Raw genomic sequence first — 25,451 nt, 5'->3', positions numbered from 1 at the left:
GGGCTTATTCGGCCGCATCCGCCACGTCAAGCCAGTGTTCCTCGACCGTCGACTTCTCGGCCAGCACGGCGCGCAGCTCGGCGTCGAGCGCGAGCAACCGCTCGGCGTCGGTCGCCGCCGCCGCGAGCGCGGTGTGCAGCGTCTCCTCCTGCTTGGTCAGTGCGTCGAGGCGACGCTCCAACCGAGCCAGTTCCTTGCGCGCGGCCCGCTGCTCGGCGCCAGACGATCGCCTGGCCGGCGCGGTCGCCGGCACCGGCACGGCCTCGGGCCGCAGCGTGGCGTCGCGGCGGGCGAGGTACTCGTCGATGCCGCCGGGCAGATGGGTCACCTGGCCGCCGCCGAACAACGCGTACACCGAGTCGCAGACCCGCTCGACCAGATACCGGTCGTGCGAGACGACCACCAGCGTGCCGGCCCAGCCGTCGAGCAGGTCCTCCAACTGCTGAAGGGTGTCGATGTCCAGGTCGTTGGTCGGCTCGTCGAGCAGCAACACGTTCGGCTCGGCCATCAGCAGCCGCGCCAGTTGCAACCGGCGCCGCTCGCCCCCGGACAGGTCGGCCACCGGTGTCCACTGTTTGGCCGCCGGGAACCCGAACCGCTCGGCCAGCTGCGAGGCCGACATCTCCTGCTTGCCGAGCGTGACCCGGCGCGCGATCTCCTCGACCGCCTCCAGCACCCGCAACGAGCCCGGCAGGTCGTGCAGCTCCTGGCTGAGATAGGCCAGCCGCACACTCTGCCCCTGCACCCGTTTGCCGGACGCCGCGGTCAAGTCTCCGGCGAGCAGCCGCAGCAGCGTGGTCTTGCCCGAGCCGTTCACCCCGACCAGGCCGATCCGGTCCCCCGGCCCGACCCGCCAGGTCAACCCGTCGATCAGCGTGCGCGAGCCGAGTGTGACGGTGACGTCCTCCAGCTCCAGCACGGTCCGGCCGAGCCTGCGCTTGGCGAAGGCCAACAACTCCACCGAGTCCCGCAGCGGCGGCACGTCGGCGATCAGCGTCTCGGCGGCCTCGATCCGGTAGCGCGGCTTGGACGTGCGCGCGGGCGGACCGCGCCGCAGCCACGCCAGCTCCTTGCGCACCAGGTTGCGCCGCTTGTCCTCCAGCGTCGCGGCCAGCCGGGCGCGCTCGGCGCGGGCGAAGACCCAGTCGGCGTAGCCGCCCTCGTACTGCTCGACCTGCCCGCCGACCACCTCCCAGGTGCGGGTGGCGACGGTGTCCAGAAACCAGCGGTCGTGGGTGACCACGACCAGTGCGGTGCGGCGCGCGACCAGGTGTTCGGCCAGCCAGCGGACACCCTCGAGGTCGAGGTGGTTGGTCGGCTCGTCGAGGATCAGCAGGTCAAGGTCCTGCACCAGCGCCGCGGCCAGCGCGACCCGCCGGCGCTCCCCGCCGGACATATCGGCGACCGGGCTGTCCACACCGAGCGCGGTGATGCCGAGACCGTCCATGATCGTCCGGATCCTCGGGTCGGCGGCCCACTCGTGCTCGGCGGTGACGCCGAGCGGGTCGAGCACCGCGCCGCGCACGGTCGTGGCGTCCCGCAGCTCGGTGCGCTGGGTGACCACGGCCTGACGCAGGTCCCGGCCCCGGCTCACCCGCCCGCTGTCGGGCGGCACGATGCCGGCGAGGATCTCCAGGAGGGTGGTCTTGCCGCCGCCGTTGAGGCCGACGACGCCGATCCGGTCCCCGACGCCGACCCCGAGGGACACGCCGTCCATGAGCGGACGCATGCCGTAGCTCTTGCCGACCGCCTCGAGATTGACCAGGTTGACCATGACCTGTCCACGGTACCGATGGTTCAGGCGTGCACCTGCGGCGGGAGGGGGCGTGGCTCGTCGTCGTTCACCACGCGCGCGCCCGGCACCGGGCCGTGCACGACCCGCACCGTGCGGCACACGCCGGCACCCGACAGCTCGGCCGCCACCCGCACCGCGTCCTCGGCATCCGCGCACAGGAACGCGCAGGTCGGGCCCGAGCCGGACACCATGCCGGCGAGCGCGCCCGCGCTCACCCCCGCGCGCAGCGTCCGGCGCAGCCCCGGCCGCAGCGACACCGCGGCCGCCTGCAGGTCGTTGCCGAGCAGCAGCGCGAGCTGACGCGCGTCGCCAGCGGCCAGCGCCTCGAGCACCGGCTCGACCGCGCCCACCCTCGGCGGCTCGCCGGTGTCCCGCAGCCGGTCGAGCTCCGCGTAGACCTTCGGCGTCGCCAGCCCACCTCTGGCGAACGCGATCACCCAGTGGAACGTGTGCCTGGTCAGCACCGGGACGATCCGCTCGCCCCGCCCGGTGCCCAGCGCGGTACCGCCGTGCAGCATGAACGGCACGTCGCTGCCGAGCACCGCGGCCACCGAGGCCAGCTCGTCCCGGCTGATCTCCAGCTTCCACAGGTTCGCGAGGCCGAGCAGGGTCGCGGCCGCGTCCGCGCTGCCGCCGGCCATCCCGCCGGCGACCGGGATGCCCTTGCGGATCAGCACCCGCACCTTGGGCTCGTCCGCGTCCTTGCCCGCGTACCTGGCCAGCTCCTCGACCGCCCGCCAGGCCAGGTTGGCCCCGTCGGTGGGCACCGCGGCCGCGCCCTCGCCCTGGACCTCGACCCCGGGCTCGTCGGCGATCGCCACGGTCACGTCGTCGGTCAACGACAGCGACTGGAAGATCGTGGACAGCTCATGGAAGCCGTCCTTGCGTACCTCACCGACCGCGAGGTGAAGGTTCACCTTGGACGGGACGCGGACGGTGACCGGGCGGGGCACTACAGCGAGCACCAGCCCAGCCTACGGCTCCCGCGTCCCGGCCAAGGAGGGTCCGTCACGAGTCAGGCGACCTGTAGCGCCCGCGACGACTGGTGGTGCACCGCGGCCCCGCGCTCGGCGAGCCAGCCGAGCGCGGCGTCGGCGAGGTGACCGTGCAGCCCGAGGCGGAACCGCGCGACCGGCGTCTCGCCGATCTTGGTCACCCCGCCGCCGACCACCGAGATGTCGGTGCCGAACCGGCTGGTGGCCTCCGGCAGCAGCGAGCCGACCGCGGCGAACCCGATCAGCACGACGTCCGCGACACCGGCGTACCCGCCGGGCACCTGGCCGTCGATGGCCGGCAGCACGGCCTGCGCGACCAGGCTTTCCTGGTCGCCGACCAGGTCGAGCAGCCGCCCGCTCTCCAGCAGCCGGCCGTGGTCGAGCACGGCCACGTCGTCGGCGATGCGCCGCACCACGCTGGTGTCCTGGGTGGCGACCAGCACCGTCGCGCCGAGCTCTGCCCGCGCCCGGTCGAGCACGGCGAGCACGCCGGCGACCCCGGCGTCGTCCAGGTCGGCGGTCGGGTCGTCGGCGAGCACCACGGCCGGGTCGCCGACCAGCGCCCTGGCCACCGCCACCCGCTGCCGTTGACCGGGCGTGAGCTGGGCGGGGTAGGTGGCGGCGCGGTCGGTGAGGCCGATCAGGTCGAGCACCTTGCCGACCCGCTCCCGGCGCAGCGGACCGTCCATGCCGGCCTGCTCCAGCGGCACCGCGATGTTGCCGGCGGCCGTGCGCTGGCCGAGCAGCGAGTCCCTCGGCGGCACCACGCCGATCCGGGAACGGGCCACCCGCAGGCTGCGCTCGTCCAACATGCCGGTGTTGCGCCCGTCGAGGCGGAACACCCCACTGTCCGGACGCTCACGCAGCGACAGCACCCGCGCGAGGGTCGACTTGCCGGCACCGGTCGGGCCGACCACGCCGACGATGACGCCGTCCGGGACGTCGAGGGTGACGTCGTCGAGGGCCACGACCGAGCCGGAAGTACTTCGGAAGGATTTGCTGAGGTTCTCCAGGGTGATCACAGTGCGCTCCAGTCCAGGCGCGAGCGAACGAACTCGCATGCCGGTAAACCCAGTTCAACTGGGTGAGTAAGGGGTGTCAGAAAGTCGGTATGGGCTCGAGAATCAGCTTGTTGAGCACATAGGACGACAGCCCGTGACCGTGCGCCGGCACTGGTCGATGACCCGCCTGGTAGTGAGCATGACCATCGCTCTCACTCCTCCATCGTTCCTGGCGGTAGCACCTGCTCGCGATGAGTGGTTGCTGCGGCGTCTCGGAGCCAGGTCTCTCAGCCGCTCGGGATGGATTAACCGCACTCAGTCAACCTGACGACGGGTGAAGATCGCAACGTCCATCCGGTGGATCCGGTGAGCGTCACACCGGCGCTCGATCCGGAATAAGGTCAGCCGCCCGCGACACCGGCCAGCCGCGCGAAGTCGGCGACGGCGAGTTGCTCGCCCCTGGTCGTCGGGTCGATGCCGGCCAACTCGAGTAACTCCCCCGCTGCCCGCGCGGACCCCGCCCAGCCGGCCAGCGCGGCCCGCAGGGTCTTACGCCGCTGTGCGAAGGCCGCGTCCACCAGGGAGAACACCCTGGTCCGCTGCCCAATCGGCGACTCCCGGCGGGTCAGCAGGACCAGCGCGGAGTCGACGTTGGGCACCGGCCAGAAGACCGCGCGCGGCACCGTGGCCACCCGGCGGGCGTGCGCGTACCAGGCGATCTTGACGCTCGGCACGCCGTAGGTGCGCGATCCCGGCCCGGCGACCATCCGGTCGGCCACCTCGGACTGGACCATGACCAGCGCCTTGGCCAGGCCAGGCAGTTCGTTGAGCAGGTGTAGCACTACCGGTACCGAGACGTTGTACGGCAGGTTGGCCACCAGCGCGGTCGGCGCGGCGCCGAGGCGCTCGGCGGTGACCCGCACGGCGTCGTCCTCGATCACCCGCAGCCGGTCACGCAGGGCGGGCGCGCGTTCACCGACGGTCTCGGGGAGCTTCCCGGCCAGAACCGGGTCGATCTCGACCGCGAGCACCGTGGCACAGGCCGGCAGCAGGGCGAGGGTGAGCGATCCGAGGCCCGGACCGACCTCGATGACCACGTCGTCCTCGGCCAGGTCGGCGGCACGCACGATGCGCCGGACCGTGTTGGGGTCGTGGACGAAGTTCTGGCCGAGCCGCTTGGTCGGCCGGATGTCGAGTTCGTCGGCGAGACGGCGCACGTCGGCCGGCCCGAGCAACAAGCTGCTGTCCGTTCCGCCGCGCACCACCAGGCGAGCCTAGTGCCCGCCCCTGATCGCCTACCTGGGCAGGCCGAGCTCGCCAGAACAGTGCGGCCAGGCGCCGTAGCTGCCGCCCGCGCCGTCGCGCACCTTGGTGGCGATCGCGATCTGCTGCTCACGGGTGGCCTGGTGGGCGTCGGGGGCGTACTGCTCGCCGCCGTTGGCGTCCCAGGTGCCGGGGCTGAACTGCAGGCCGCCGTAGTAGCCGTTGCCGGTGTTGGCCGCCCAGTTGCCGGTGGACTCACACTGCGCGAGCGCGTCCCAGACCTCGCCGTCGGAGATCACCGGGACCGGGGGCTCCTTGGTGCCGATCCGGACGATCTTCGGCTTCGGCTTCTTGGTGACCTTGGCGCCGATCTCCTCGCGGTCGATCTCCGTACCGTTCTTGATCGTGATCCGGTAGGTGACGATCCGCTCGCCCGCCGCGCCCGGGTCGAGCACGACCTCGGTGCCCTCGTCGGCGTTGGGGTCCTCGACCTCCTGCACCGGCGGGGCGACCTTCTCGGTCTTGTTGACCACGGTGACGCCGTTGCGGGTGATCCGCACCTCGGCGCCGTCGGTGACCTTGAGGTCGCCGCCGGGGGTGATGGTGTCTTCCTTGCCGAGCTCGAGCTTCAGCGACCCGAGCAGCTCGTCGACGGTGACCGCGTGGGTCTGCATCGCCTTGGGCGCGTTGCCGCCGTCGAAGAGGGTGATGTTCTTGACGGTCTTGATCTCCATCGACATGCCGCTCAGCGGGACCGAGCTGTTCATCTCGTGGGACATCCACGCACCGTCGACGGTGACGTTGGCCGCCTTGAGGGCGTCCTCGACGGTCGTCGCGCGGACCCAGACGTCGCGCTGCTCGCCGTCGATCGTCAGCTGCAGCTGGCGGCCGCGCTGGAGGACGATCGTGCCGCCGTCGTTGATGCCCGCGGCGGGCGAGGGGGACAGCGCGTCGTGCTTGCCGACGTCGAGGCCCTCGTCCTCCAGCACCTCGCCGACGGTGGAGGCGTAGGTGCTGACCTCGTGGGACTTGCCGTCGATGTCGACGGTGACCGACTTGTTCATCGCGATGGCCGCGGCGCTGCCGCCGATCATCGAGACCAGGATCGAGGCCAGCGAAGCCTTGAGAACGGTCTTCTTCCACCGCTTGATGCCGGTGGCGAGGCCGCGGTCCTCGTCCTCGGTCTCGGTGTCCGGCAGCCGGCGCACCCTCGGCATGCCTGGCATCTCGGACAGGTCGTCCGGGATGACGGGCAGCACGGTGGTCTCGGCGTTGATCAGCCGGATGAGCTCGTCGACGTCGACGTTGGCGACGGCCATGAGCTCGTCTGCCTGGGGGCCGAGGGCGACCCGCACGTCGTCCGGGGTGATGGCCAGCGAGCCGCTGTAGGCGTCGAGCTCGGCCTCGGGCAGCTGGCCGTAGGTGGAGCTGCCCTGCTGGTAGAAGTCCGGGAACTCCGAGCGCCAGGCGCGGAAGTCCTCGTCCAGGACCGCGGTCGCGGTTGCGGAGGGCGCCTCGACGGGGGTGAACCAGTCGGTGTCGGCGAAACCGCCACCGGAACCGTCAAAACCGCCGGATCTGTATCCGCTCACAGGGTCGTTACCTCCAGAGAATGGCCGTGGGAGAGCCCGACAACCGCTCTCGGTCTCTCCGGGACCGCCTCGTCCCGGCTACGGTCACGGGACAGTAACGGCGACTGGCAGGTTGCGCAAACACTTCGTGGAGCGACGTGAGCCTGGTCACTTCACGAATGGAGTAGCCCTGGACGCCTGTTCATACCAATGCTCACGCCTCGCGTTCACCCGACTCACGCGGCGTAGCGTCCGGCAGGCGGAAGACCCGCGCGGCGTTCGCGGCCACCGCCGCGCCGAGTTCGGCCACGTCCGCACCTCTGAGCTGCGCAAGGTCCCGCAGGGTGTACGCGGCGCAGTAGGGCTCCCCTCGCCGGCCGCGGAAGGGATGGGGGGTGAGGAAGGGCGCGTCGGTCTCCACCAACAACTGGTAAGTGGGAATCTGAACCGCCGCCTCACGAAGCGCCCGCGCATTGCGAAATGTCACGGTTCCGGCCAACGACAGCACGTACCCGCGATCGACACAGCGCCGGGCGAACTCCAGGTCGCCGGAGAAGCAGTGGAACACCACCGTCTCCGGCGGTCCCTCCTCCTCGAGCACCCGCCAGACGTCCTCGTGCGCGTCCCGGTCGTGGATCATCAGCGGCTTGCCGACCCGCTTGGCCAGGTCGATGTGCCAGCGGAACGCCTCCTGCTGAGCCGCCGGGGGCGAGTAGTCCCAGTAGTAGTCCAGGCCGGTCTCGCCGACGGCCACCACGCGGGGCCTGCCGGCCAGCTCCTCGAGCACGGCCCGCTCGGCGTCCGAGAACGCCGCGGTGCGCGTCGGATGCACCGCGACGGCGGCGAACACCCGCTCGTCCCAGCTCGCCGCCTCAGCGGCCCACCTGGCGGCGGCGAGGTCGTCGGCCACGGTCACCACCCGCGCCACGCCGGCACTGGCCGCCCGGTCGAGCATCGCCGAGACGTCGGCCGCGTCCTTGGCGCCACACGCGTCCAGATGCGTGTGCGCATCCACAATCGGCACCGGCAACCTCTCCGGCACCGGCACCCCCGCCTCCACCACTCCCGCCTCCCCGGAGTCGACCGCAGCGAAGGGTCCCTTCGCTGCATCCAATGCAGTGAAGGGACCCTTCGCTGCGTTTCTGCCGCGGGGCCGGTCAGGCCTGTTCGATCGGGGCCCAGTCGGGGCCGGTCTCGCCGAGTTTCGGGTCGAGTTTGGTGAACAGGGGGGTTGGTTTGTCCAGGGGGCGGCCGACCTCGATCGGGGTGGACTCCCAGCGGGCCTGTTCGGCGGCGTAGTCGCCGGTCAGGATCGGATTGACCTTGCCGGCGACGTCCAGGTCGTCGACGTCCACCAGGTCGGGCTGGGACGCCCAGGTGCCCGACGCACCGAGCGCCTCGTGCACCTTCTGCGCGCTGTGCGGCAGGAACGGCGTCAGCAGCGTGTTCGCGTCCTGGACCACCTGCAGTGCCGTGTGCAGGATCGTGTCCCGGCGCGCGGGGTCGTCCTTCTTCTTCCACGGCTCCTGGTCGGACAGGTACTTGTTCGCCGCGCCGACCACCCGCATCGCCTCGGTGACCCCGGCGCGGAACCGCGACCGCGACAGGTGCTCGCCGACCGTGCCGAACGCCTCCCTGGCCAGCCGCTTGAGCGCCTCGTCCTCGGCGGTCGGCGTGTCCGGCCTCGGCACCGCGCCGACGTTCTTGTGCGCCATGGACACCGCGCGGTTGACCAGGTTGCCCCACTCGTTGGCCAGCTCGAAGTTGATCCGGCGGACGAACTCGTCCCAGGTGAAGTCGGCGTCCTGGGTCTCCGGACCGGCGGCGGAGATGAAGTACCGCAGGGTGTCCGGGCCGAACTCGCGCAGGAAGTCGCCGAGGTAGATCACCGTGCCCCGGGAGGTGGAGAACTTCGCGCCGCTCATCTTGAGGAACTCGCTGGAGGCGATCTCCGTCGGCAGGTTCAGCGTGCCGTAGCGGCCGGGCTCGCCGCCGTGGTCGCCCGCACCGTTGTGGCCGAGCAGCAACGCGGGCCAGATCTGGGCGTGGAAGGTGATGTTGTCCTTGCCCATGAAGTACACGGCCTGCGCGTCCGGCGCGTGCCACCACTGCTGCCAGGCGTCCTTGTCGCCCGACCGGCGGGCCCACTCGACGCTGGCGGAGAAGTAGCCGATGACCGCGTCGAACCAGACGTAGAACCGTTTGAGCGGCTGGTCGCGCCAGCCGTCGAGCGGGATCGGCACGCCCCAGTCCAGGTCACGGGTGATCGGCCGGGGCCGCATGTCGTCGACCAGGTTGCGGGTGAAGTTGAGGACGTTGGGCCGCCAGTCGGTCTTGGTGGACAGCCACTTGCCGAGGGTCTGGGTGAACGCCGGCAGGTCGAGGAACAGGTGCTCGGTCTCGACGAACTTCGGCACCTCGCCGTTGATCCGCGACTTCGGCCTGATCAGGTCGGCGGCGTCGAGCTGGTTGCCGCAGTTGTCGCACTGGTCGCCGCGGGCGCCGTCGTAGCCGCAGATCGGGCAGGTGCCCTCGATGTAGCGGTCCGGCAGCGTGCGCCCGGTCGACGGGCTGACCGCGCCGGTGGTCGTCCTCGGCTGGATGTAGCCGTTGCGGTGCAGCGCGAGGAATATCTGCTGCACGACCTCGTAGTGGTTGCCGGTCGTGGTGCGGGTGTAGAGGTCATAGGTGACGCCGAGTCCACGCAGGTCCTCGGCGATGACCCGGTGGTACTTGTCCGCGGTCTGCTGCGGCGTCAGGCCCTCCTTGTCGGCCTGCACCAGGATCGGCGTGCCGTGCTCGTCGCTGCCCGACACCATCAGCACCCGGTTGCCCGCCATCCGCATGTACCGGGAGAACACGTCCGAGGGGACGCCGATGCCGGACACATGACCGATGTGGCGGGGGCCGTTGGCATAGGGCCAGGCCACCGCAGTCAACACGGGGATGCTCATGTCGGCTTAGCCTACGGAGAGGAACCCGTCGGGATCGAACGGGTTAGCACATCTCAGGAGGGCTCGTGTCGGCCACGCGACTGCTGGTACTCGGGGTCGTGCGGATGTACGGCCGGGCACACGGGTACCAGGTCCGGCGGGAGCTGCTGAGCTGGTCGGCGGACAAGTGGGCCAACGTGGCACCCGGCTCGATCTACCACGCGCTGAAGAAGATGGCGGCGGAGAACCTGCTCGAGGAGGTCGCGGCCGACGGCGAGGAGGCGCGCGGGCCCGACCGCACGGCCTACCAGCTGACCGACGACGGCGAGACCGAGTTCCAGCTGCTGCTGTCCAAGAGCCTGACCGACAACGACGAGTCCCCGCAGAGCGGCTACCGGCTCGCGGCCGCGGTGACCTTCCTGCCGACGCTGACCAGGTCCAGGGCGATCAGCCTGCTGCGGCACCGGATCACGCTGGTACGCGGGCACGAGACCTCGGCGCGGAACATGATCGAGGACGCCGCCGACTGGGGGCAGCCGCCGCACGTGATCGAGCTGTACCGCCTGTGGGCGATCAACGCGGAGGCGCTCGCGAGCTGGTTGGAGGGCCTGCTGGCCCGGCTCGCCGAGGGTGCGTACGTGATGGCCGACGACGAGGGGACCGAGTTCGGTTCCCCGGCATCGGCCAACTAGTCAAGCTTGACTAATCTCCCCTCCTTCGGCATCCTTGCCCTACTAGTCAAATTTGACTACCAAGGGGACCAAAGACATGATCAAGGCACGAGGGCTCGCCAGGACGTTCCGGTCGAGAGGCCGCGCGGTGGACGCCGTACAGGGAGTCGACATCGACGTGGCCGCGGGCGAGTTGGTCGGCTTCCTCGGCCCGAACGGCGCCGGGAAGACCACGACACTGCGCATGCTCACCACACTGTTACGCCCCACCGCCGGCCGGGCCACCGTCGGCGGTTGCGATCTGCTCACCGACCCGCTCGGCGTGCGCCGCAAGATCGGCTACGTCGCGCAGGGCGGCGGCTCGTCCTACGAGTGCCGGGTCATCGACGAGATCGAGATCCAGGGCCGGTTCTACGGTCTGTCCAAGGCCGACGCGATCCGGCGCGGCGCCACGCTCGCCGCGCAGCTCGACATCGCCGGCCTGGAGCGCCGGCTGGTGCGGACCCTGTCGGGCGGCCAGAAACGCCGCCTGGACATCGCCCTGGGCCTGATCCACTCGCCCGGCCTGGTCTTCCTGGACGAACCGACCACCGGTCTCGACCCGCAGAGCAGAGCCAACCTGTGGGACCACATCCGCACCCTGCGCGCCGAACACGGCGTCACGGTGTTCCTGACCACCCACTACCTCGACGAGGCCGACGCCCTGTGCGACCGCGTCCTGGTCATCGACAACGGCACGATCGTCGCCACCGGCACCCCGGACGAGCTGAAGTCCCGGGTCTCCGGCGACGGCGTCTCGGTCGAGGTGCCCACCGAGTCGGTGCCGAGGGCGGCCGAGATCGCCGCCCGGCTGCCCGGCGCACACGAGGTGACCACCGCCGAGAACACCATCCGCTTCCGCATCCCCCGAGGAGACACCGCGATGCCAGAACTGTTGCGCGCCATGGACACCGACCGCATCCACCTGAGATCGATCCAGGTGCACCGACCGTCGTTGAACGACGTCTTCCTTACCCTCACCGGCCGCACCCTGCGGGACGCCGAGTCCACTCCGGAGCCGCTGGCGGTGCCCAGTGGCGCGTGAGATCTGGCTGGTGTTCCGGCGACACATGGCGGTGTCGTTACGCAACCCGGCGTGGGTGATCATCGGCATCACGCAGCCGGTGCTGTACCTGGTGCTGTTCGGCCCGCTGATGGAACGCATCGTGTCGAGCACGCCGGGCTTCCCGCCCGGCGACGCGTGGCAGATCCTCACCCCGGGCCTGCTGGTGCAGTTGGGACTGTTCGGCAGCCTGTTCGCCGGTTTCTCGCTGCTGGCCGACCTGACCACCGGTGTGCTCGAACGCCTGCGCGTCACCCCGGTGAAGCGCATGTCGCTGCTGCTGGGTCGGGTGCTCCACGACACGGTGCAGCTCATGGTCCAGGCGTTGCTGTTGCTCCTGCTGGCCGCGCTGGTCTTCGGCATGCGCGCGCCGATCGGCGGCATGGCGCTGTGCCTGGTGATGGTCGCGTTGGTGGGGGTCACCCTGTCGGCCAGCTCCTACGCGATCGCACTGACCCTGCGCAGTGAGGAGACCTTCCCGGCGGTGCTGACCAGCATCTCGACCCCGCTGCTGTTGCTGACCGGCATCCTGGTCCCGATCACCACCAACCTGGCCCCGGACTGGCTCTACGTGCTGTCCAGGCTCAACCCGTTCGCCCACGTGATGGACGCCGAACGAGCGTCCTTCCGCGGCGAGTACACAGTGGACGCCTTATTGACCGGCACCATGGTCCTCGTGGGCATGACCGCCCTGGCGGTGTGGTGGGGCGCAAGAACCTTCCAGCGCGAGAACGCCTGATCAGCAGTTCTGTTGGGACGCGTAATTCCGGACGGTCTCCCTGGCCGTACTCACCTCTGGTTTGTAGAGCAGTGCCTTGGCCTCCGCGATGGGCGCACCGGCAATCAGCTTCTCCGCGACCTGGTTGGCGGCACCGAGGATGGTCACCACCTCGTCGGCCAGTTCCGCGGGTGCCACCGGTTGGAAGCCGACGCCACTCTGGAGGACGTTGGCGACGATCGTGGACACCTGGTCCCGGGCCGCCGCGGTCTCGCCGGCCTTGTCGATCTCGGAGAACGACATATCGAAGCCGAGCGCCATATTGAACAGCAACGTCGCTCTACAGAGGTCCTGGTGCGCTTGCACCGACGCACTCTCCTCGGCCGCCGACGAACTGACAGCGGCCGCGGTGTCCGGAGCAGACGACCCCGGACCCGCTGCCCCGCACCCCACGACAAGCACGGACATCACGACGGCGACCAGCACTCGCAACCAAGGAGATTTCCGCATGACACCGAACGTATTGACCTCACCAGGGACCGGTCCCCGATGAGGCCAACACCGGACCGAACGGAAGGTGCGCGGTCAGACCGGGACAGCACCGTCAGCGGTTGACCGCGGCCATCCCCGCCGGGGTGTACCGGTCACCGGCCACGGCATCCTTCGGCACCGCCGCGTCGATCTCGGCCAGCCGCTCGGCCGACAACGGGACCCCGAGCGCGCCGGCGTTCTCCTCCAGGTACCCGATCCGCTTGGTCCCCGGGATCGGCGCCACGTGCTCACCCCGCGCCAGCAACCACGCCAACGCCACCTGCACCGGCGTCACCCCCAGTGCCGTGGCCACCTCCTGCACGCGTTCGGCCAACACCAGGTTCCGCGTCAGGTTCTCGCCCTGGAACTGCGGCAGCCCGCTCCGGAAGTCACCGGCCGGCAGGTTCCGCAGCACCTCCGACCTGCCGGTGAGCAGCCCGCGCCCGACCGGCGAATAGGGCACCAACCCGACCCCCAACTCCGCGCAGGCCGGCCCGACGTCCGCCTCCACCCCACGGTTGAACAGCGAGTACTCCGACTGCAACGCCGCGATCGGATGCGTCGCGTGCGCCCTGCGCAGCGTGTCCGCGCTCACCTCGGACAACCCGAGATGACGCACCTTGCCCGCCGCCACCAACTCACCCATGGCGCCGACGGTGTCCTCGATCGGCACGTCCGGGTCACGTCGATGCAGGTAGTAGAGGTCGATCACGTCCACCCCGAGCCGGGCCAGCGATCGGTCGACTGCCGCATGGACGTACTCCGGGCTCCCGTCGACCCGCACCTCGCCGCCGCCGACGACCTCCCGAATACCGAACTTCGTGGCCAGTTCGACCTCGTCCCGGCGATCCCGGATCGCCCTCCCGACCAGTTCCTCGTTATGCCCGACGCCATAGACGTCGGCGGTGTCCAGAAAGGTCACCCCGAGCTCGATCGCCCGGTGGATGACCCGGACCGACTCGTCGTCGTCACTCGGCCCGTACACCTTGGACATCCCCATGCAGCCCAGTCCGAGCGCGGACACGTCCAGCCCACCCAGCGTGCGCCTGTCCATCGTTCCTCCCGTGTTCGCCTGTCCGCAAAGGCAACACCCTGGAGCGCGGACCAGGTCAACCGTCCCGGCGGACCTCGAGCACCTTGTCGTAGAGCTGCTTGCGGCTGACACCGGCCACCGAGGCCACCTCTCCGGCGGCGTCCTTGAGTCGCGTACCCCCATCGACCAGCGCCGACACCTGCGCCACCAGGACGTCCAGGTCCGCCACCACGGGTTGCGCCCCGGCGAGGACGACCGTGATCTCGCCGCGCACCCCCTCGGCCGCCCACTCGGCCAGCTCCGCGAGGCCCCCTCGGCGGACCTCCTCGTAGGGCTTGGTCAGCTCCCGGCACACCGCCGCGCGCCGATCACCACCGAGCACCTCGGCCGCGGTGGCCAATGTCGCGGCGATCCGGTGTGGCGACTCGAAGAACACCGCGGTGCGCGGCTCGGCGGCCAGCGCGCCGAAGAACCGTCTGCGCTCGCCGTCCTTGCGCGGCGCGAAGCCCTCGAAGCAGAACCGCTCACAGGGCAGTCCCGACAACGCCAGGGCCGTGGTCACCGCCGACGGGCCGGGCAGACAGGTCACCTTCAGGTCGGCCGCCACACAGGCGGCCACCAGTCGGAACCCGGGATCGGACACGCTCGGCATGCCGGCGTCGGTCACCAACAACACCGTCTGGCCCTGGGCCACCGCGCCGACCAGACCCGACAGCCGCGCGGTCTCCACCGCGTCGTAGAAGCTGACCACCCGCCCGGTCGGGGTGGCCCCGAGCGCGCTGGCAAGCGAACGCAGCCGCCGGGTGTCCTCGGCGGCGATCACGTCCGCGCTACCCAGCGCCTCGACCAACTTCGGCGACGCGTCCCGCGAGTCGCCGAGTGGGGTGGCCGCCAGGATCAACATGCGCCCATCCTGTCACCGGCGACGCGGAACGCCTGGCCGGACCGTCCACACCTGATCCCGACACGAACCGCACAGCGCGACGCCTACGATCAGTCGCCGTGAGTGTTCTCGCCCCGGACGAGGCCACCCGACCGACGGAGTCTCCGACCTCGACGGGCGGGCGCCCGCAATCGGAAGCCGACCTGGCCGAACTCCAGCTGATCGGCAAACCGCTGCCGGCCGACCGCCTGCGTGGCTGGCTGGTCGCCGGCTTCCTCGCGCTGGTCGGCGGGTTCATCCGGCTGCAGAACCTGGGCTACCCGACCGACAAGGGCGCCCCGGTCTTCGACGAGAAGCACTACGCGCCCCAGGCGTGGGAGGTCCTGCGCAACGGCGGCTACGAGGACAACCCGGCCTACGAGCTGACCGTCCACCCGCCACTGGGCAAACAGCTGATCGCCGTCGGCGAGTGGCTCTTCGGCTACAACAGCTGGGGCTGGCGGTTCACCGCGGCGCTGGCCGGCGCGCTGATGATCCTGCTGATCGTGCGGATCGCCCGGCGGCTCACCCGCTCGACCCTGCTCGGCGCCATCGCCGGCATCCTGCTCATCTGCGACGGGCTGTCCCACGTGCAGAGCCGCATGGGGATGCTCGACATCTACCTGGCGTTCTTCGTTCTGCTGGCGTTCGGCTGTCTGCTGCTCGACCGCGACCAGGTGCGCGCGCGCCTGGCCACCGCGGTGCGCGAGGGCTGGGCCGACGAGTCCCGCTACGGCCCCCGGCTCGGGTTCCGGTGGTGGCGGTTCGCCGGCGGGGTGTCGCTCGGGTTGGCCTGCGGGGCCAAGTGGTCGGGCATTTTCTTCATCGCCGCGTTCGGGCTGATGGTGGTGATCTGGGACGCGACCGCGCGGCGTGCGGCCGGGGTGGCCAGGCCATGGTCGGGCACGGTGGTCCGCGACCTGGCGCCGGCGCTGTGGGGGCTGCTGCTCGTACCGATACTTGTCTATTTGTCGACTTGGTGGGGATGGTTCGCGAGCGAGACCGGGGTCGACCGGCATCTCGCGGACGCCGCCGCCCACCAGGGCTGGTACGACGTGATCCCGACCGCGCTGCGCTCGCTGTGGCAGTACTCCGGCAACGTGCTGAACTTCCACGAGACGCTGACCACGCCGGTCAAGGACCAACACCCGTGGGAGTCCAAGCCCTGGACCTGGCCCATGGGCCTACGCCCGATGCTCTACCACTACGACGGCGGCACCGTCGGCTGCGGCGAGGACCGCTGCGTCAGCGCGACCATGCTCGTCGGCACCCCGGCCATGTGGTGGCTGTCGTTGCCGATGCTGGCCTGGGGCCTGTGGCGCATGATCGGCCGGCTCGACTGGCGCTACGCCGCCGTGGTGGTGGCCTACCTCGCCGGCCTGCTCCCCTGGTTCGCCAACCTCGACCGCCAGATGTACTACTTCTACGCGACCCCGCTGGCCGCGTTCCTGGTACTCGGCCTGGTGCTGATCCTGGGCCAGATCCTGGGCGGTGCACACGATGGCCAGGAACGCCGGAGCACCGGTCTGCTCGTCATGGCCCTCTACGTCGGTCTGGTGGTGGCCAACTTCGTGTGGCTGTGGCCCATCCTGAACGCCGACTCGATCACCGAGGGCCATTGGCAGGCCGAACTCTGGCTACCCTCCTGGCGCTGACCCGCCGCCCGGCCACGCGCGCGGAAAACCCGCGGAATTCTCCCTGATTGACCTCTGAAAGTCCGGTGAACAATCGCAATCGCCAGCACCGGCGAGGTCGCGTGTGCCGTCGTATGATGCCGGCGGGGCGACTCCATCCGCCGGCACCAGAAGGGCGTGATCAGGCATGCCACGCTGTATGGCGAACGCTGAACAGGAGCACACGCCGGCCACGATCGCGACCGACCGGATTTCGGTCGACGTGTTCCACAGTGGCGAAATTAACCTGATCGGGTACACCAAGAACGCGCGGCGAACAAATCGCCGGAAATGTAATGGGCTTGCCGGAAAAGCCACCATCCTGGTGGATCGATGACCGAGCCGCACCAGGCCCGGCGCAGACGCTCCGTGGTCACGATCGTCATCGCGGTGGCGGTGGTCGCCTCGGCGGTGGCGCTCGGCGCGGTCCTCGGGCCACGGCTGAAGTCGCCGGCGCAGGCCGTCGCCGACGCCGCGCCGCCGCAGGCGTCGCTGGTGACCGCGCGGACCGAACGCCGGGTGCTCGCCGAGACGATCGTGTTGCGCGGCAAGGTGGCGCCCGGCTCGGTCATCAAGCTGACCGTCCCCGCCGGACTCGAGAGCCCGACGGCGGTCGTCACCGCGGTGTATGCCCGCAAGGGTTCCCCACTGCGCGAGGGCGCCGTGCCGGTCGAGGTCGCCGGTGCGCCACTGATCGGCCTGGTACTGCCGTTCCCGCTGTACCGGGACATCGTCGCCGGCCTGGCCGGGCCCGACGTGCTGGAAGTGCAGCGGGCCCTGGCCAGGCTCGGTTTCCGGGTACCGATCAACGGCGTGTTCGACGCGGACACCCAGGACACCGTCCGCCGGTTCTACCGCTCCCGCGGCTACACCGCGCCCGAACTGCCCGTCATCGGCCAGCAACCGGCCCCAGCGGCCGACCCACCCGTCCCCGGGCAACAACCCGCCCCGATGGCCGAACCGGTGACCGCCCCGATGCTGCCCCGCACCCATGTCCTGCGCCTCGACAAGTCCGACCGCACGATCTCCACCGTCCCGGTCACGGTCGGCGCGATCCTGACCGACCCGGCCGCGCCGCTGCTCACCCTGGACGCCAGCGCGCCGACGATCACCGCGGTCGCCGACAAGCAGCAGGTCGCGCGGTTGGCCGCGGGCACCGCGGCCGAGGTCGTGGACGAGGTGCGCGGCCAGGACGCGACGGCGACGGTCCGCACGATCGGCGCCGAACCGGTCGAGGCCGACGGGACCACCGGCTTCCCCATCCGGCTGACGTTCGCCGGCAAGGCACTGGCCCCGACACCCGACCACACCGTGCGGATCACCCTCGCCACCGGCCTGGAGGCGGCGGCGGTGCTGGCCGTGCCGGTGTCGGCGGTCTACTCCCACCCCGACGGCGGCACGTTCATCACGGTCACCGACGGCGGCCAGCACACCAGGGACATCACCGTGCGCACCGGCCAGTCGGCCGGCGGCTGGGTCGAGGTGATCCCCCAGGACCGCTCGGTCGAGGACGGCGCCCAGGTGGTCGTCGGCTCCGATTTCCGCCCTCAGGGGTGAGCCCGTGCGTGACCCGTTGCTGCGCCTGTCCGGTGTGCACCGCACCTTCCACGACGGCGTGGCCGTGCACGCGCTGCACCACACCGACCTGACCGTGTTCCCCGGCGAGTTCCTGACGATCACCGGCCCGTCCGGCGCCGGCAAGTCCACCCTGTTCAACCTGCTCGGCCTGCTCGACCAGCCGACCGGCGGGTCCTACCGGGTGGCCGGCACGGAAACCGTCGGCGCGCCCGCGCACCAGCGCGCGGTGCTGCGCGGTCAGCTGTTCGGGTTCGTGTTCCAGGCGTTCCACCTGCTCACCGGCCGCGGCGTGGTGGACAACGTCGAGCTCGGCATGCTGTACGGCCCCCAGTCGCCCAGGGATCGCCGCCGCCTCGCCGCCGCGGCGGTCGACCGGATCGGGCTGACGCCACAGGCGCACGTGGACCCGCACACCCTCGCCCGCGGCGAACGGCAACGCGTCGCCATCGCCAGGGCGATCGCGGCCGGGCCACGGGTGCTGTTCTGCGACGAGCCGACCGGGAACCTGGACGGCGCGACCACCGACACCGTGCTCGACCTGCTCGCCGACCTGCACCTGGACGGGCTGACCGTGCTGGTCATGACCCACGAACCGGCGGTCGCCGAACGCGGCGAGCGCTGCCTGCGCGTGTTCGACGGCATGGTCGAGGAGGTCACCGAATGCCCCGCCTGAGACGAGCGCCCCCCGACCTCGGCCAACCTCGCCTGCGGACCCGCGACCTGGTCCGGGAAGCCTGGCTGTCCGTGTCCGGCAATCCCACGCGGTCACTGCTGACCGCGCTCGGCACCATGCTCGCGGCCGCCGCGTTCGTGGCCACCCTCGGACTGTCGGCCACCGTGGCCGCGCAGGTGTCGGACGAGTTCGACGTCCGGCGCGCCACCGAGGTCGTCGTCCGCCCGGCGGACGACCACGCCGGGCCCGCCACCCCGGCCTGGCAGAGCACCCAGGCGCGGGATCGCCTGGCCGCGCTCAACGGGGTCGAGGCGGCGGGCGCCCGCCTCGCGTTGCCGGACCAGCCGGTGCGGCGCACCGCCGACAGCACCGCCGACACGGCGAGTGTGCGCGTGCTCGGCCTGCACGCGGGGGCGCTCGACGTGGTCGAGCCGAACATCAGGCTCGGCCGGACGTTCGACACGTTCCACGACCGGACCGCCGCGCCCGTCGTGCTGCTGTCCAGCGCCGTCGCCGACCAGCTGGGGATCACCCGGGTCGGCGTCGCGGTGTTCGTCGGCGACCGCACCCACACCGTGATCGGCATCTACGACGACGTGGTCCGCCATCCCGAGACCATGACCGGCGTGCTCATGCCGTTCGACACGGCCGCGCGGCTGCCCGGCACCGGCGCCGAGCGGGACTTCGTGATCAGGACCGCGCCCGGCGCCGCCACGCTGATCGGTGACCAGGCCGCGCTCGCGCTGTCCCCGGAGGACCCCAGGCTGCTCGTCGCGGTCGCGCCGCCGGACACCCCGCGCCGCGCGGTCGATCACGATCTCGCCCGGCTGTCGCTGGTGTTGTCGCTGATCGCGCTGGCCGCCGGGACGGTGTCGATCGGTATCGCCGCCATGGTGGGGGTGCACGCCCGCGCGCCGGAGCTCGGCCTGCGGCGCGCTGTCGGCGCGCAGCCGAAGCACATCTTCGCGCAGCTGCTGGCCGAGACCACGGTGCTCGGCTGGCTCGGCGGGCTGCTCGGCGCGGGCGCGGGCGTGCTGGTCACGGTGACCTTCGCGCTCGCCAGGTCCTGGCAACCGGTCGTCGACCTGCCGACCGTGCTGGTCGCGTCCGTCGCCGGTGCTCTCGCCGGCCTGCTGGCCGGCGTGCTGCCGGCCTGGCAGGCCACCCGCATCCAGCCGGCAACCGCACTACAGCGCTGAGCCGAACCCGCGGCCGCGAGACGCGCCGTCGGGCCACCACACAACCAGCCGGCTACCGCGTCGGCGCGCTGAGCGTCACCGCATCGGGCGGGTGCCGTGCACGATTCTGGTGACCGGGCCTTCCGCTGCCTGGCCGGAGTGGCTCAGCCAGGCACTCATCTCCCGGGTCACGGCGGCCAGTGTCGGCCGCCGGCCGGGGTCGTTGTCCAGGGACGCGGTCAGCAGGCGCAGGTGGGCGCTGCGGCGGGGCAGCTGGGTCAGCGGCTCCCCCTTGGCGGCCGCCATCAGGGAGGCCATCGCGTTCTCGCGGACCCCGCGCGGGGGCTGGCCGGCCAGCGCGAAGCTGACCGTCGCGGCCAGCTGCCAGGCGTCCGACGCCGGGGTCGCCGGCTTGCCGCTGGCCGTCTCCGGAGCGAGGAAGTCGGGCGTGCCGACCATCATGCCGGTGGCGGTGAGGGTCGAGTCGCCCTTGGAGCGGGCGATGCCGAAGTCGATCAGGTGGGGGTTGCCCCCGGGGTCGACGATGACGTTGGCCGGTTTCACATCACGGTGCAGCACGCCCTTGCCGTGCGCGGCGGTGAGCGCCCCGGCCATGGTGACCCACAGTCGCGCGGCGGCGACGTCGCCGAGGACGCCGCCCTCGTGTACCGCGTCGGCGAGCTGCTGGCCCTCGATGTACTCCATGACGATGCCGAGGCCGTCGGTGTCGGCGATGATGTCGTAGACCCGGACACAGTGCGGGTGGTGCACCGCGGCCAGCGCGCGCGCCTCGCGCAGCATCCGCTCCTCGGTCTCCGCGTCCGGGGCGTGCGCGAGCTTGACCGCGACCGTGCGGTCGAGCTGGGTGTCCTTGGCGAGCCAGACCGTGCCGAACCCGCCCTGGCCGAGCGGCTTGATCTTGCGGAACCGGCCGCCGTGGTTCTGCCACAGGCCGGTCTGCTGCGCGGGCTTCGGCGGGCCGCCCGCGGCGGCGAAGGGCAGCGGCCCCGGGTCGGCGGCGAGCTTGGCGAGCGCGGCGCGGTTGGGCTCCGGGTCGCTCGGCGGCATGGCGACCCTGGTCGGCGGCGGCGTCCTGGCCGGGCCCGGTGGCTGGTAGGGCGGAATCGGTGGCGGCGGCTCGTAGGGCGGGGGCCGGTTGGCGAGCTGCTGCTGTTGGGGTTGTTGCTGTTGGGGTTGCTGTTGCTGTTGTGCTGGTGGGGGCGGGGTCGGCTTCTGGTAGGAGCGCTCGATCACCGACCAGCTCGGCGGGCCGACCACCAGCATCGGCACCAGGCCCAGGATGCTGATCGGCAGGAACCCGAGCCACAGGTAGGACGCCAGGTTGGCCGGCACCATCGCGGTCGCGAGCGCCAGCAGCAGGAACGGCAGCCACAGCAGCCGGCCTGGCCACTTCGGGCCCCGGCGCATCGCCGCGCGGGCCTGCAGCCAGATGAACAGGAAGATCAGCGCGGGCAGAGCCACCAGCAGGAGGATCCGCAGCAGCAGCATCGGCGCGCTCTCGGTCGGGTGGATGAGCACCTCGTAGACCAGCGAGCCGCGGCCGAAGTGGAGGCTCTCGGCACCGGTCCAGCAGGTGCCGGTCTGGGTGGACGCGACCTCGACGCCGGTCAGCCCGCTTGGCTCGCCGCGGTTGATGCTGCGGAACACCTCGTAGACACCCATCGAGAACAGCCACGGCATCAGGAACACGAAGAACCCGCCGGCCGCGGCGATGACCGAGATGGTGGCGGCGTTGTAGGTGTTGCCGGTTCCCTTGCGCACGAGCGCGATGAGCAGCATCCCGAACATGGGGAACAGCCCGATGAGCGCGCCCGCGGTCACCACGGCCCAGGCCCAGTCACCCGGACAGAAGTCGGGCGAGAAGATACCGTTCGCCAACGACAACAGCGAACTACCCAGGTTGACCAGGAAGTTCACGACCTACCCTCCCTCCGCTGTCGATGACTCGTCGTGTGGCCCGTTGGGCCACGGAGCCAGCCTATGTTGAGCCGCGACAGGGAGCAGACGAAACACCCGAAGCGGCTCTCTGGCCTGCCGATCACTGGCCGGTCACGCAATCAGTCTTCCAATGTCTGGCGGTCGCCGACAACTACGGTTCGGTCACCGTCGGTGTGCGCTGGTACGGGAATGTTGGACTCGCGTGTCCGGAGCGTTGGACTCGCGGGTTGGGGTGTCTAGGTTGCGTGCATGGGTAGTTATGGGGACGTGTATCGGGGGAGTTTGGTTGACTCCGAGAAGTTCTGGTTGGCGGCGGCGGGGGCGGTCGACTGGGTCGTTCGGCCAACGCGGGCGTTGGACGACTCGGCGGCGCCGCTGTACCGGTGGTTTCCCGACGGGGTGTTGAACACCTGCCACAACGCGCTCGACCGGCATGTCGACGGCGGGCGGGGCGAGCAGGGCGCGCTCGTGCACGACTCGCCGGTGACCGGGACGAAGACGTCGTTCACCTACCGTGAGCTGCGCGACGAGGTGGCACGCTTCGCCGGGGTGCTGGCCGGGCTGGGAGTCGTCAAGGGCGACCGGGTCATCGTCTACATGCCCATGGTGCCGCAGGCGGTGGTGGCGATGCTCGCCTGTGCGCGGCTGGGCGCGATCCATTCCGTGGTATTCGGCGGGTTCGCGCCCCGGGAGCTGGCGACCAGGATCGACGACGCGAAGCCACGGGTGATCGTCGCCGCGTCGTGTGGCATCGAGCCGACGCGGGTCGTGGAGTACCAGCCGATCATCGACGAGGCGTTGGCGGTCACCGAGCACCAGCCGGCGGCGGTGGTCGTGTTGCGGCGGGCGCAGGCGAGCAGGCCGCTGGGTGACCGGGACGTCGACTGGGACGAGGCGATGTCCACCGCGCGGCCGGTGGACTGTGTGCCGGTGGCCGCGACCGACCCGCTCTACATCCTCTACACCTCGGGCACCACGGGGAAGCCCAAGGGCGTGGTGCGCGACAACGGCGGGCACGCGGTCGCGCTGGCCTGGTCGATGGCCAACGTCTACGACATCCACCCCGGCGAGGTGTTCTGGACCGCCTCGGACGTCGGCTGGGTCGTCGGGCACTCCTACATCGTCTACGCACCGCTGCTGGTGGGCGCCACGTCCGTGCTGTACGAGGGCAAGCCGGTCGGCACCCCGGACGCGGGCGCGTTCTGGCGGGTGATCGCCGAGCACGGGGCGAAGGCGCTGTTCACCGCGCCGACCGCGTTCCGGGCGATCAAGCGGGTCGACCCGGAGGCCGTCGAGCTCGGGCGGTACGACCTGTCCTGCCTGCGGACGCTGTTCCTGGCCGGTGAGCGGCTCGACCCGGAGACCTACCACTGGGCCAGCGAGCACCTCGGGGTGCCGGTGGTGGACCACTGGTGGCAGACCGAGACCGGCTGGCCGATCGTGGCGAATCCGCGCGGACTGGACGAGCTGCCGATCAAGCCGGGCTCGCCGAGCGTGCCGGTGCCCGGCTACGACGTGCGCATCCTCGACCAGCACGGCGCGGAGCTGCCGCGTGGCCGAGAGGGCGCGATCGCCATCAAGCTGCCGCTGCCGCCCGGCACACTGCCGACGCTGTGGGGCGACGACGAGCGCTATGTCGAGTCCTACCTGTCCCGCTATCCCGGCTACTACCTGACCGGCGACGGCGGGTACATCGACGAGGACGGCTACGTCTTCGTCATGGGCCGCACCGACGACGTGATCAACGTGGCCGGCCACCGGTTGTCTACCGGGTCGATGGAGGCCGTGCTGGCCGCGCATCCCGCAGTGGCCGAGTGTGCGGTGATCGGCGTGCGGGACTCGCTGAAAGGCCAGCTGCCGCGCGGTTTCGTGGTGCTCAAGGCGGGGGCCTCGATCGCGGCGGAGACGTTGCGCGCGGAGCTGGTGGCCGCGGTGCGCCGGGAGATCGGCCCGGTGGCGGCATTCCGCGACGTGTCCATTGTGGACGGTCTGCCGAAGACCCGGTCCGGCAAGATCCTGCGCAGGACCATGCGCGGCATCGCCGACGGCCGCGACGAGCCGGTGCCCTCGACGATCGAGGACCCCGCGGTGCTCGACGCCCTGCGGCCGGTGCTGCGCGGCCAGACCTGACCGCCACCCGGCGACCGCGCTACATATTGATCATGTGACCTGCCAGGCCGTGGACGGCCTCCTTGACGGCCTCGCCGAGGGTGGGGTGGGCGTGCACGTTGCGGGCCACCTCGTGCACGGTCAGGTCCCACTGCTGGGCCAGCGTCAGCTCGGGGAGCAGTTCGGTGACGTCCGGGCCGATCAGGTGGCCGCCGAGCAGCTCGCCGTGCTTGGTGTCCGACAGCAGCTTGACGAAGCCGCGGGCGTCGCCAAGACCGTGGGCCTTGCCGTTGGCCGTGAAGGGGAACTTGGCCACCTTGACGTCGAAGCCGGCCTCGCGAGCCTGCTCCTCGGTGTAGCCGAAGCTCGCGATCTGCGGCTGGCAGTACGTGGCCCTCGGGATCATCCGGTAGTCGAGCTCCATGGTCTCCACGCCGCCGATCGTCTCGGCCGCGATGATGCCCATGGCCTCGGCCGTGTGGGCGAGCATCAGCTTGGCGGTGACGTCGCCGATCGCGAAGATGTGCTCGACGTTGGTGCGACCGCGGCCGTCGATGTCGATGGCGCCGCGGTCGGTGACCGCGACCCCGGTGTTCTCCAGGCCGTAGTCGGTGACGTTGGGCTGGAAACCGATGGCCTGCATGACCTTGTCGGCCTTGAGCGTCTTGCGCTCGCCGCCGGCGGAGACCTCGACGGTGACCTGGTCGCCGGAGTCGTCGATCGACTCGACGCGGGTGGCGGTCAGCACGGTGATGCCGAGCTTGCGGTAGTGGCGCGCCAGCTCCTTGGACACCTCGGGGTCCTCCAGCGGCACCAGCCGGTCGAGGAACTCGACGATCGTGACATCCACCCCGTAGTTGGCGAGCACGTAGGCGAACTCGACGCCGATCGCGCCCGCGCCGGCGATGATGATGCTGCCGGGCAGCTGGTCGGTGAGGATCTGCTCCTCGAAGGTGACCACCCGCTCCGACAGCGACGTGCCGGGCAGCAGCTTGGCGGACGCGCCGGTGGCGATGACGCAGTTGTCGAAGGTGATCTCCTGGTCGTTCACCCGCAGCGCGTTGTGTCCGGTGAACGTGCCCCGGCCGTCGAACTCGGTGATCGAGTTCTTCTTCATCAGGTAGTGCACGCCCTTGACCCGCCCGTCGGCGACGGTGCGGCTGCGGGCGTGCGCGACGCCGAAGTCGAACCGCACCTCGCCCTCGACGCTGATGCCGAAGGTCTTCTGCTCGTTGTGGAACAAGTGGGCCAGCTCCGCGTTGCGCAGTAACGCCTTCGACGGGATGCAGCCGACGTTGAGACAGACCCCACCCCAGTAGCGCTCTTCGACGACCGCGACCGACAGCCCGAGCTGCGCGGCGCGTACGGCCGCGACGTACCCACCGGGACCGGCACCAAGAACCACGACGTTGAAATGTGTGCTCACGGGCTCCACCCTAATCCGCCGGCCCGCGCGAGGACCGGCGAGCGGGCGTGACTGGGGGCACTTGTCCACAGGTGTTCCGGTTGTCCACATGTCGATCTTCGACGCTGGCGGACATGGCCGAGGCGTGCTAGCCGACGGTTGGAAGTTCCCCGGACCGCCGCACGAATGGTTGGAAATGGACGGAACTCGGTGCGGCGGCGGGATTTCCCGTCCCTTTTACAACGTCTTCCGCACGTTCCTTGACAGCGACGCATCACAGGCCCAAAGTTCTCCCATTGGTCTAAACCAGTAGGTCTAAACCACTGGTGCGGGGGCCAGGA

Annotated in this window: 21 protein-coding genes and 1 riboswitch; of the genes, 9 read left to right on the top strand and 12 right to left on the bottom strand. The window is 70.7% G+C overall.

Annotated elements, in window-relative coordinates; translation table 11 throughout:
- Positions 1-4: 4 nt before the first annotated feature.
- The 7 genes from ACYVIP_RS18140 to metG form a co-directional block, all read right to left on the bottom strand.
- Entirely contained in the window at positions 5-1,774 is a 1,770-nt protein-coding gene (locus ACYVIP_RS18140; RefSeq protein ID WP_460397704.1) for an ABC-F family ATP-binding cassette domain-containing protein, read from the bottom strand.
- 23 nt (positions 1,775-1,797) lie between these two features.
- A complete protein-coding gene (locus tag ACYVIP_RS18135; RefSeq protein ID WP_460397702.1) occupies positions 1,798-2,760 on the bottom strand; it encodes a 4-(cytidine 5'-diphospho)-2-C-methyl-D-erythritol kinase in 963 nt (320 codons plus the stop codon).
- Between the two features lie 50 nt (positions 2,761-2,810).
- A complete protein-coding gene (locus tag ACYVIP_RS18130) occupies positions 2,811-3,812 on the bottom strand; it encodes a methionine ABC transporter ATP-binding protein (RefSeq protein ID WP_460398203.1) in 1,002 nt (333 codons plus the stop codon).
- A gap of 196 nt (positions 3,813-4,008) precedes the next feature.
- A riboswitch (SAM riboswitch) is annotated at positions 4,009-4,098 on the bottom strand.
- A gap of 94 nt (positions 4,099-4,192) precedes the next feature.
- Positions 4,193-5,056, bottom strand: coding sequence for a 16S rRNA (adenine(1518)-N(6)/adenine(1519)-N(6))-dimethyltransferase RsmA (rsmA, locus tag ACYVIP_RS18125; RefSeq protein ID WP_460397700.1), 864 nt, complete (start codon positions 5,054-5,056; stop codon positions 4,193-4,195).
- A 30-nt stretch (positions 5,057-5,086) separates the two neighbouring features.
- A complete protein-coding gene (locus tag ACYVIP_RS18120; RefSeq protein ID WP_460397698.1) occupies positions 5,087-6,646 on the bottom strand; it encodes a transglycosylase family protein in 1,560 nt (519 codons plus the stop codon).
- A 193-nt stretch (positions 6,647-6,839) separates the two neighbouring features.
- Positions 6,840-7,649 (bottom strand): TatD family hydrolase, encoded by an 810-nt coding sequence (locus ACYVIP_RS18115; RefSeq protein ID WP_460397696.1) that lies wholly within the window; start codon positions 7,647-7,649, stop codon positions 6,840-6,842.
- Between the two features lie 133 nt (positions 7,650-7,782).
- Positions 7,783-9,579 (bottom strand): methionine--tRNA ligase, encoded by a 1,797-nt coding sequence (gene metG / locus ACYVIP_RS18110; protein ID WP_460397694.1) that lies wholly within the window; start codon positions 9,577-9,579, stop codon positions 7,783-7,785.
- Positions 9,580-9,644: 65 nt separating this feature from the next.
- Here metG and ACYVIP_RS18105 point away from each other — a divergent pair, with 65 nt between their 5' ends.
- From ACYVIP_RS18105 to ACYVIP_RS18095, 3 genes are all read left to right on the top strand, one after another.
- A complete protein-coding gene (locus ACYVIP_RS18105) occupies positions 9,645-10,250 on the top strand; it encodes a PadR family transcriptional regulator (protein WP_460397692.1) in 606 nt (201 codons plus the stop codon).
- A gap of 76 nt (positions 10,251-10,326) precedes the next feature.
- On the top strand, positions 10,327-11,313 hold the full coding sequence (locus ACYVIP_RS18100; protein ID WP_460397690.1) for an ATP-binding cassette domain-containing protein: 987 nt from the start codon (positions 10,327-10,329) through the stop codon (positions 11,311-11,313).
- On the top strand, positions 11,303-12,070 hold the full coding sequence (locus ACYVIP_RS18095; protein ID WP_460397688.1) for an ABC transporter permease: 768 nt from the start codon (positions 11,303-11,305) through the stop codon (positions 12,068-12,070). The genes ACYVIP_RS18100 and ACYVIP_RS18095 overlap by 11 nt, the downstream gene beginning before the upstream one ends.
- Here the strand turns inward: ACYVIP_RS18095 and ACYVIP_RS18090 are convergent, their stop codons facing one another.
- The 3 genes from ACYVIP_RS18090 to rsmI form a co-directional block, all read right to left on the bottom strand.
- On the bottom strand, positions 12,071-12,382 hold the full coding sequence (locus ACYVIP_RS18090) for a hypothetical protein (protein ID WP_460397686.1): 312 nt from the start codon (positions 12,380-12,382) through the stop codon (positions 12,071-12,073).
- Positions 12,383-12,653: 271 nt separating this feature from the next.
- Positions 12,654-13,634, bottom strand: coding sequence for an aldo/keto reductase (locus ACYVIP_RS18085; RefSeq protein ID WP_460397684.1), 981 nt, complete (start codon positions 13,632-13,634; stop codon positions 12,654-12,656).
- A 55-nt stretch (positions 13,635-13,689) separates the two neighbouring features.
- The gene (rsmI, locus tag ACYVIP_RS18080) at positions 13,690-14,517 is read right to left on the bottom strand and encodes a 16S rRNA (cytidine(1402)-2'-O)-methyltransferase (RefSeq protein ID WP_460397682.1); all 828 of its coding nucleotides are present in this window, start codon (positions 14,515-14,517) and stop codon (positions 13,690-13,692) included.
- A gap of 182 nt (positions 14,518-14,699) precedes the next feature.
- Here rsmI and ACYVIP_RS18075 point away from each other — a divergent pair, with 182 nt between their 5' ends.
- From ACYVIP_RS18075 to ACYVIP_RS18055, 5 genes are all read left to right on the top strand, one after another.
- On the top strand, positions 14,700-16,190 hold the full coding sequence (locus ACYVIP_RS18075; protein ID WP_460398201.1) for a dolichyl-phosphate-mannose--protein mannosyltransferase: 1,491 nt from the start codon (positions 14,700-14,702) through the stop codon (positions 16,188-16,190).
- 178 nt (positions 16,191-16,368) lie between these two features.
- Positions 16,369-16,545, top strand: coding sequence for a hypothetical protein (locus ACYVIP_RS18070; RefSeq protein ID WP_460397680.1), 177 nt, complete (start codon positions 16,369-16,371; stop codon positions 16,543-16,545).
- Positions 16,542-17,765 (top strand): peptidoglycan-binding protein, encoded by a 1,224-nt coding sequence (locus ACYVIP_RS18065; protein ID WP_460397678.1) that lies wholly within the window; start codon positions 16,542-16,544, stop codon positions 17,763-17,765. Before ACYVIP_RS18070 ends, ACYVIP_RS18065 begins: the two co-directional genes overlap by 4 nt.
- Positions 17,766-17,769: 4 nt before the next feature.
- Positions 17,770-18,459 carry an ABC transporter ATP-binding protein gene (locus ACYVIP_RS18060; protein WP_460397676.1) on the top strand — a complete coding sequence of 230 codons (690 nt, stop codon included), beginning with the start codon at positions 17,770-17,772 and terminating at the stop codon, positions 18,457-18,459.
- On the top strand, positions 18,447-19,658 hold the full coding sequence (locus ACYVIP_RS18055) for an ABC transporter permease (protein ID WP_460397674.1): 1,212 nt from the start codon (positions 18,447-18,449) through the stop codon (positions 19,656-19,658). The genes ACYVIP_RS18060 and ACYVIP_RS18055 overlap by 13 nt, the downstream gene beginning before the upstream one ends.
- A gap of 75 nt (positions 19,659-19,733) precedes the next feature.
- On the opposite strand, the gene ACYVIP_RS18050 is transcribed toward ACYVIP_RS18055, so the two are convergent.
- Entirely contained in the window at positions 19,734-21,575 is a 1,842-nt protein-coding gene (locus ACYVIP_RS18050) for a serine/threonine-protein kinase (protein ID WP_460397672.1), read from the bottom strand.
- Positions 21,576-21,845: 270 nt separating this feature from the next.
- Here ACYVIP_RS18050 and ACYVIP_RS18045 point away from each other — a divergent pair, with 270 nt between their 5' ends.
- Positions 21,846-23,726, top strand: a complete 1,881-nt coding sequence (locus ACYVIP_RS18045; RefSeq protein WP_460397670.1) for a propionyl-CoA synthetase — start codon at positions 21,846-21,848, stop codon at positions 23,724-23,726.
- A gap of 19 nt (positions 23,727-23,745) precedes the next feature.
- Here the strand turns inward: ACYVIP_RS18045 and lpdA are convergent, their stop codons facing one another.
- The gene (gene lpdA, locus ACYVIP_RS18040; protein WP_460397668.1) at positions 23,746-25,131 is read right to left on the bottom strand and encodes a dihydrolipoyl dehydrogenase; all 1,386 of its coding nucleotides are present in this window, start codon (positions 25,129-25,131) and stop codon (positions 23,746-23,748) included.
- Positions 25,132-25,451 lie beyond the last annotated feature (320 nt).

This window comes from Actinophytocola sediminis (genome assembly GCF_054779715.1).
Note: the sequence above shows the minus strand (reverse complement) of the source record. Positions and strands in the feature narration are given on the sequence as shown.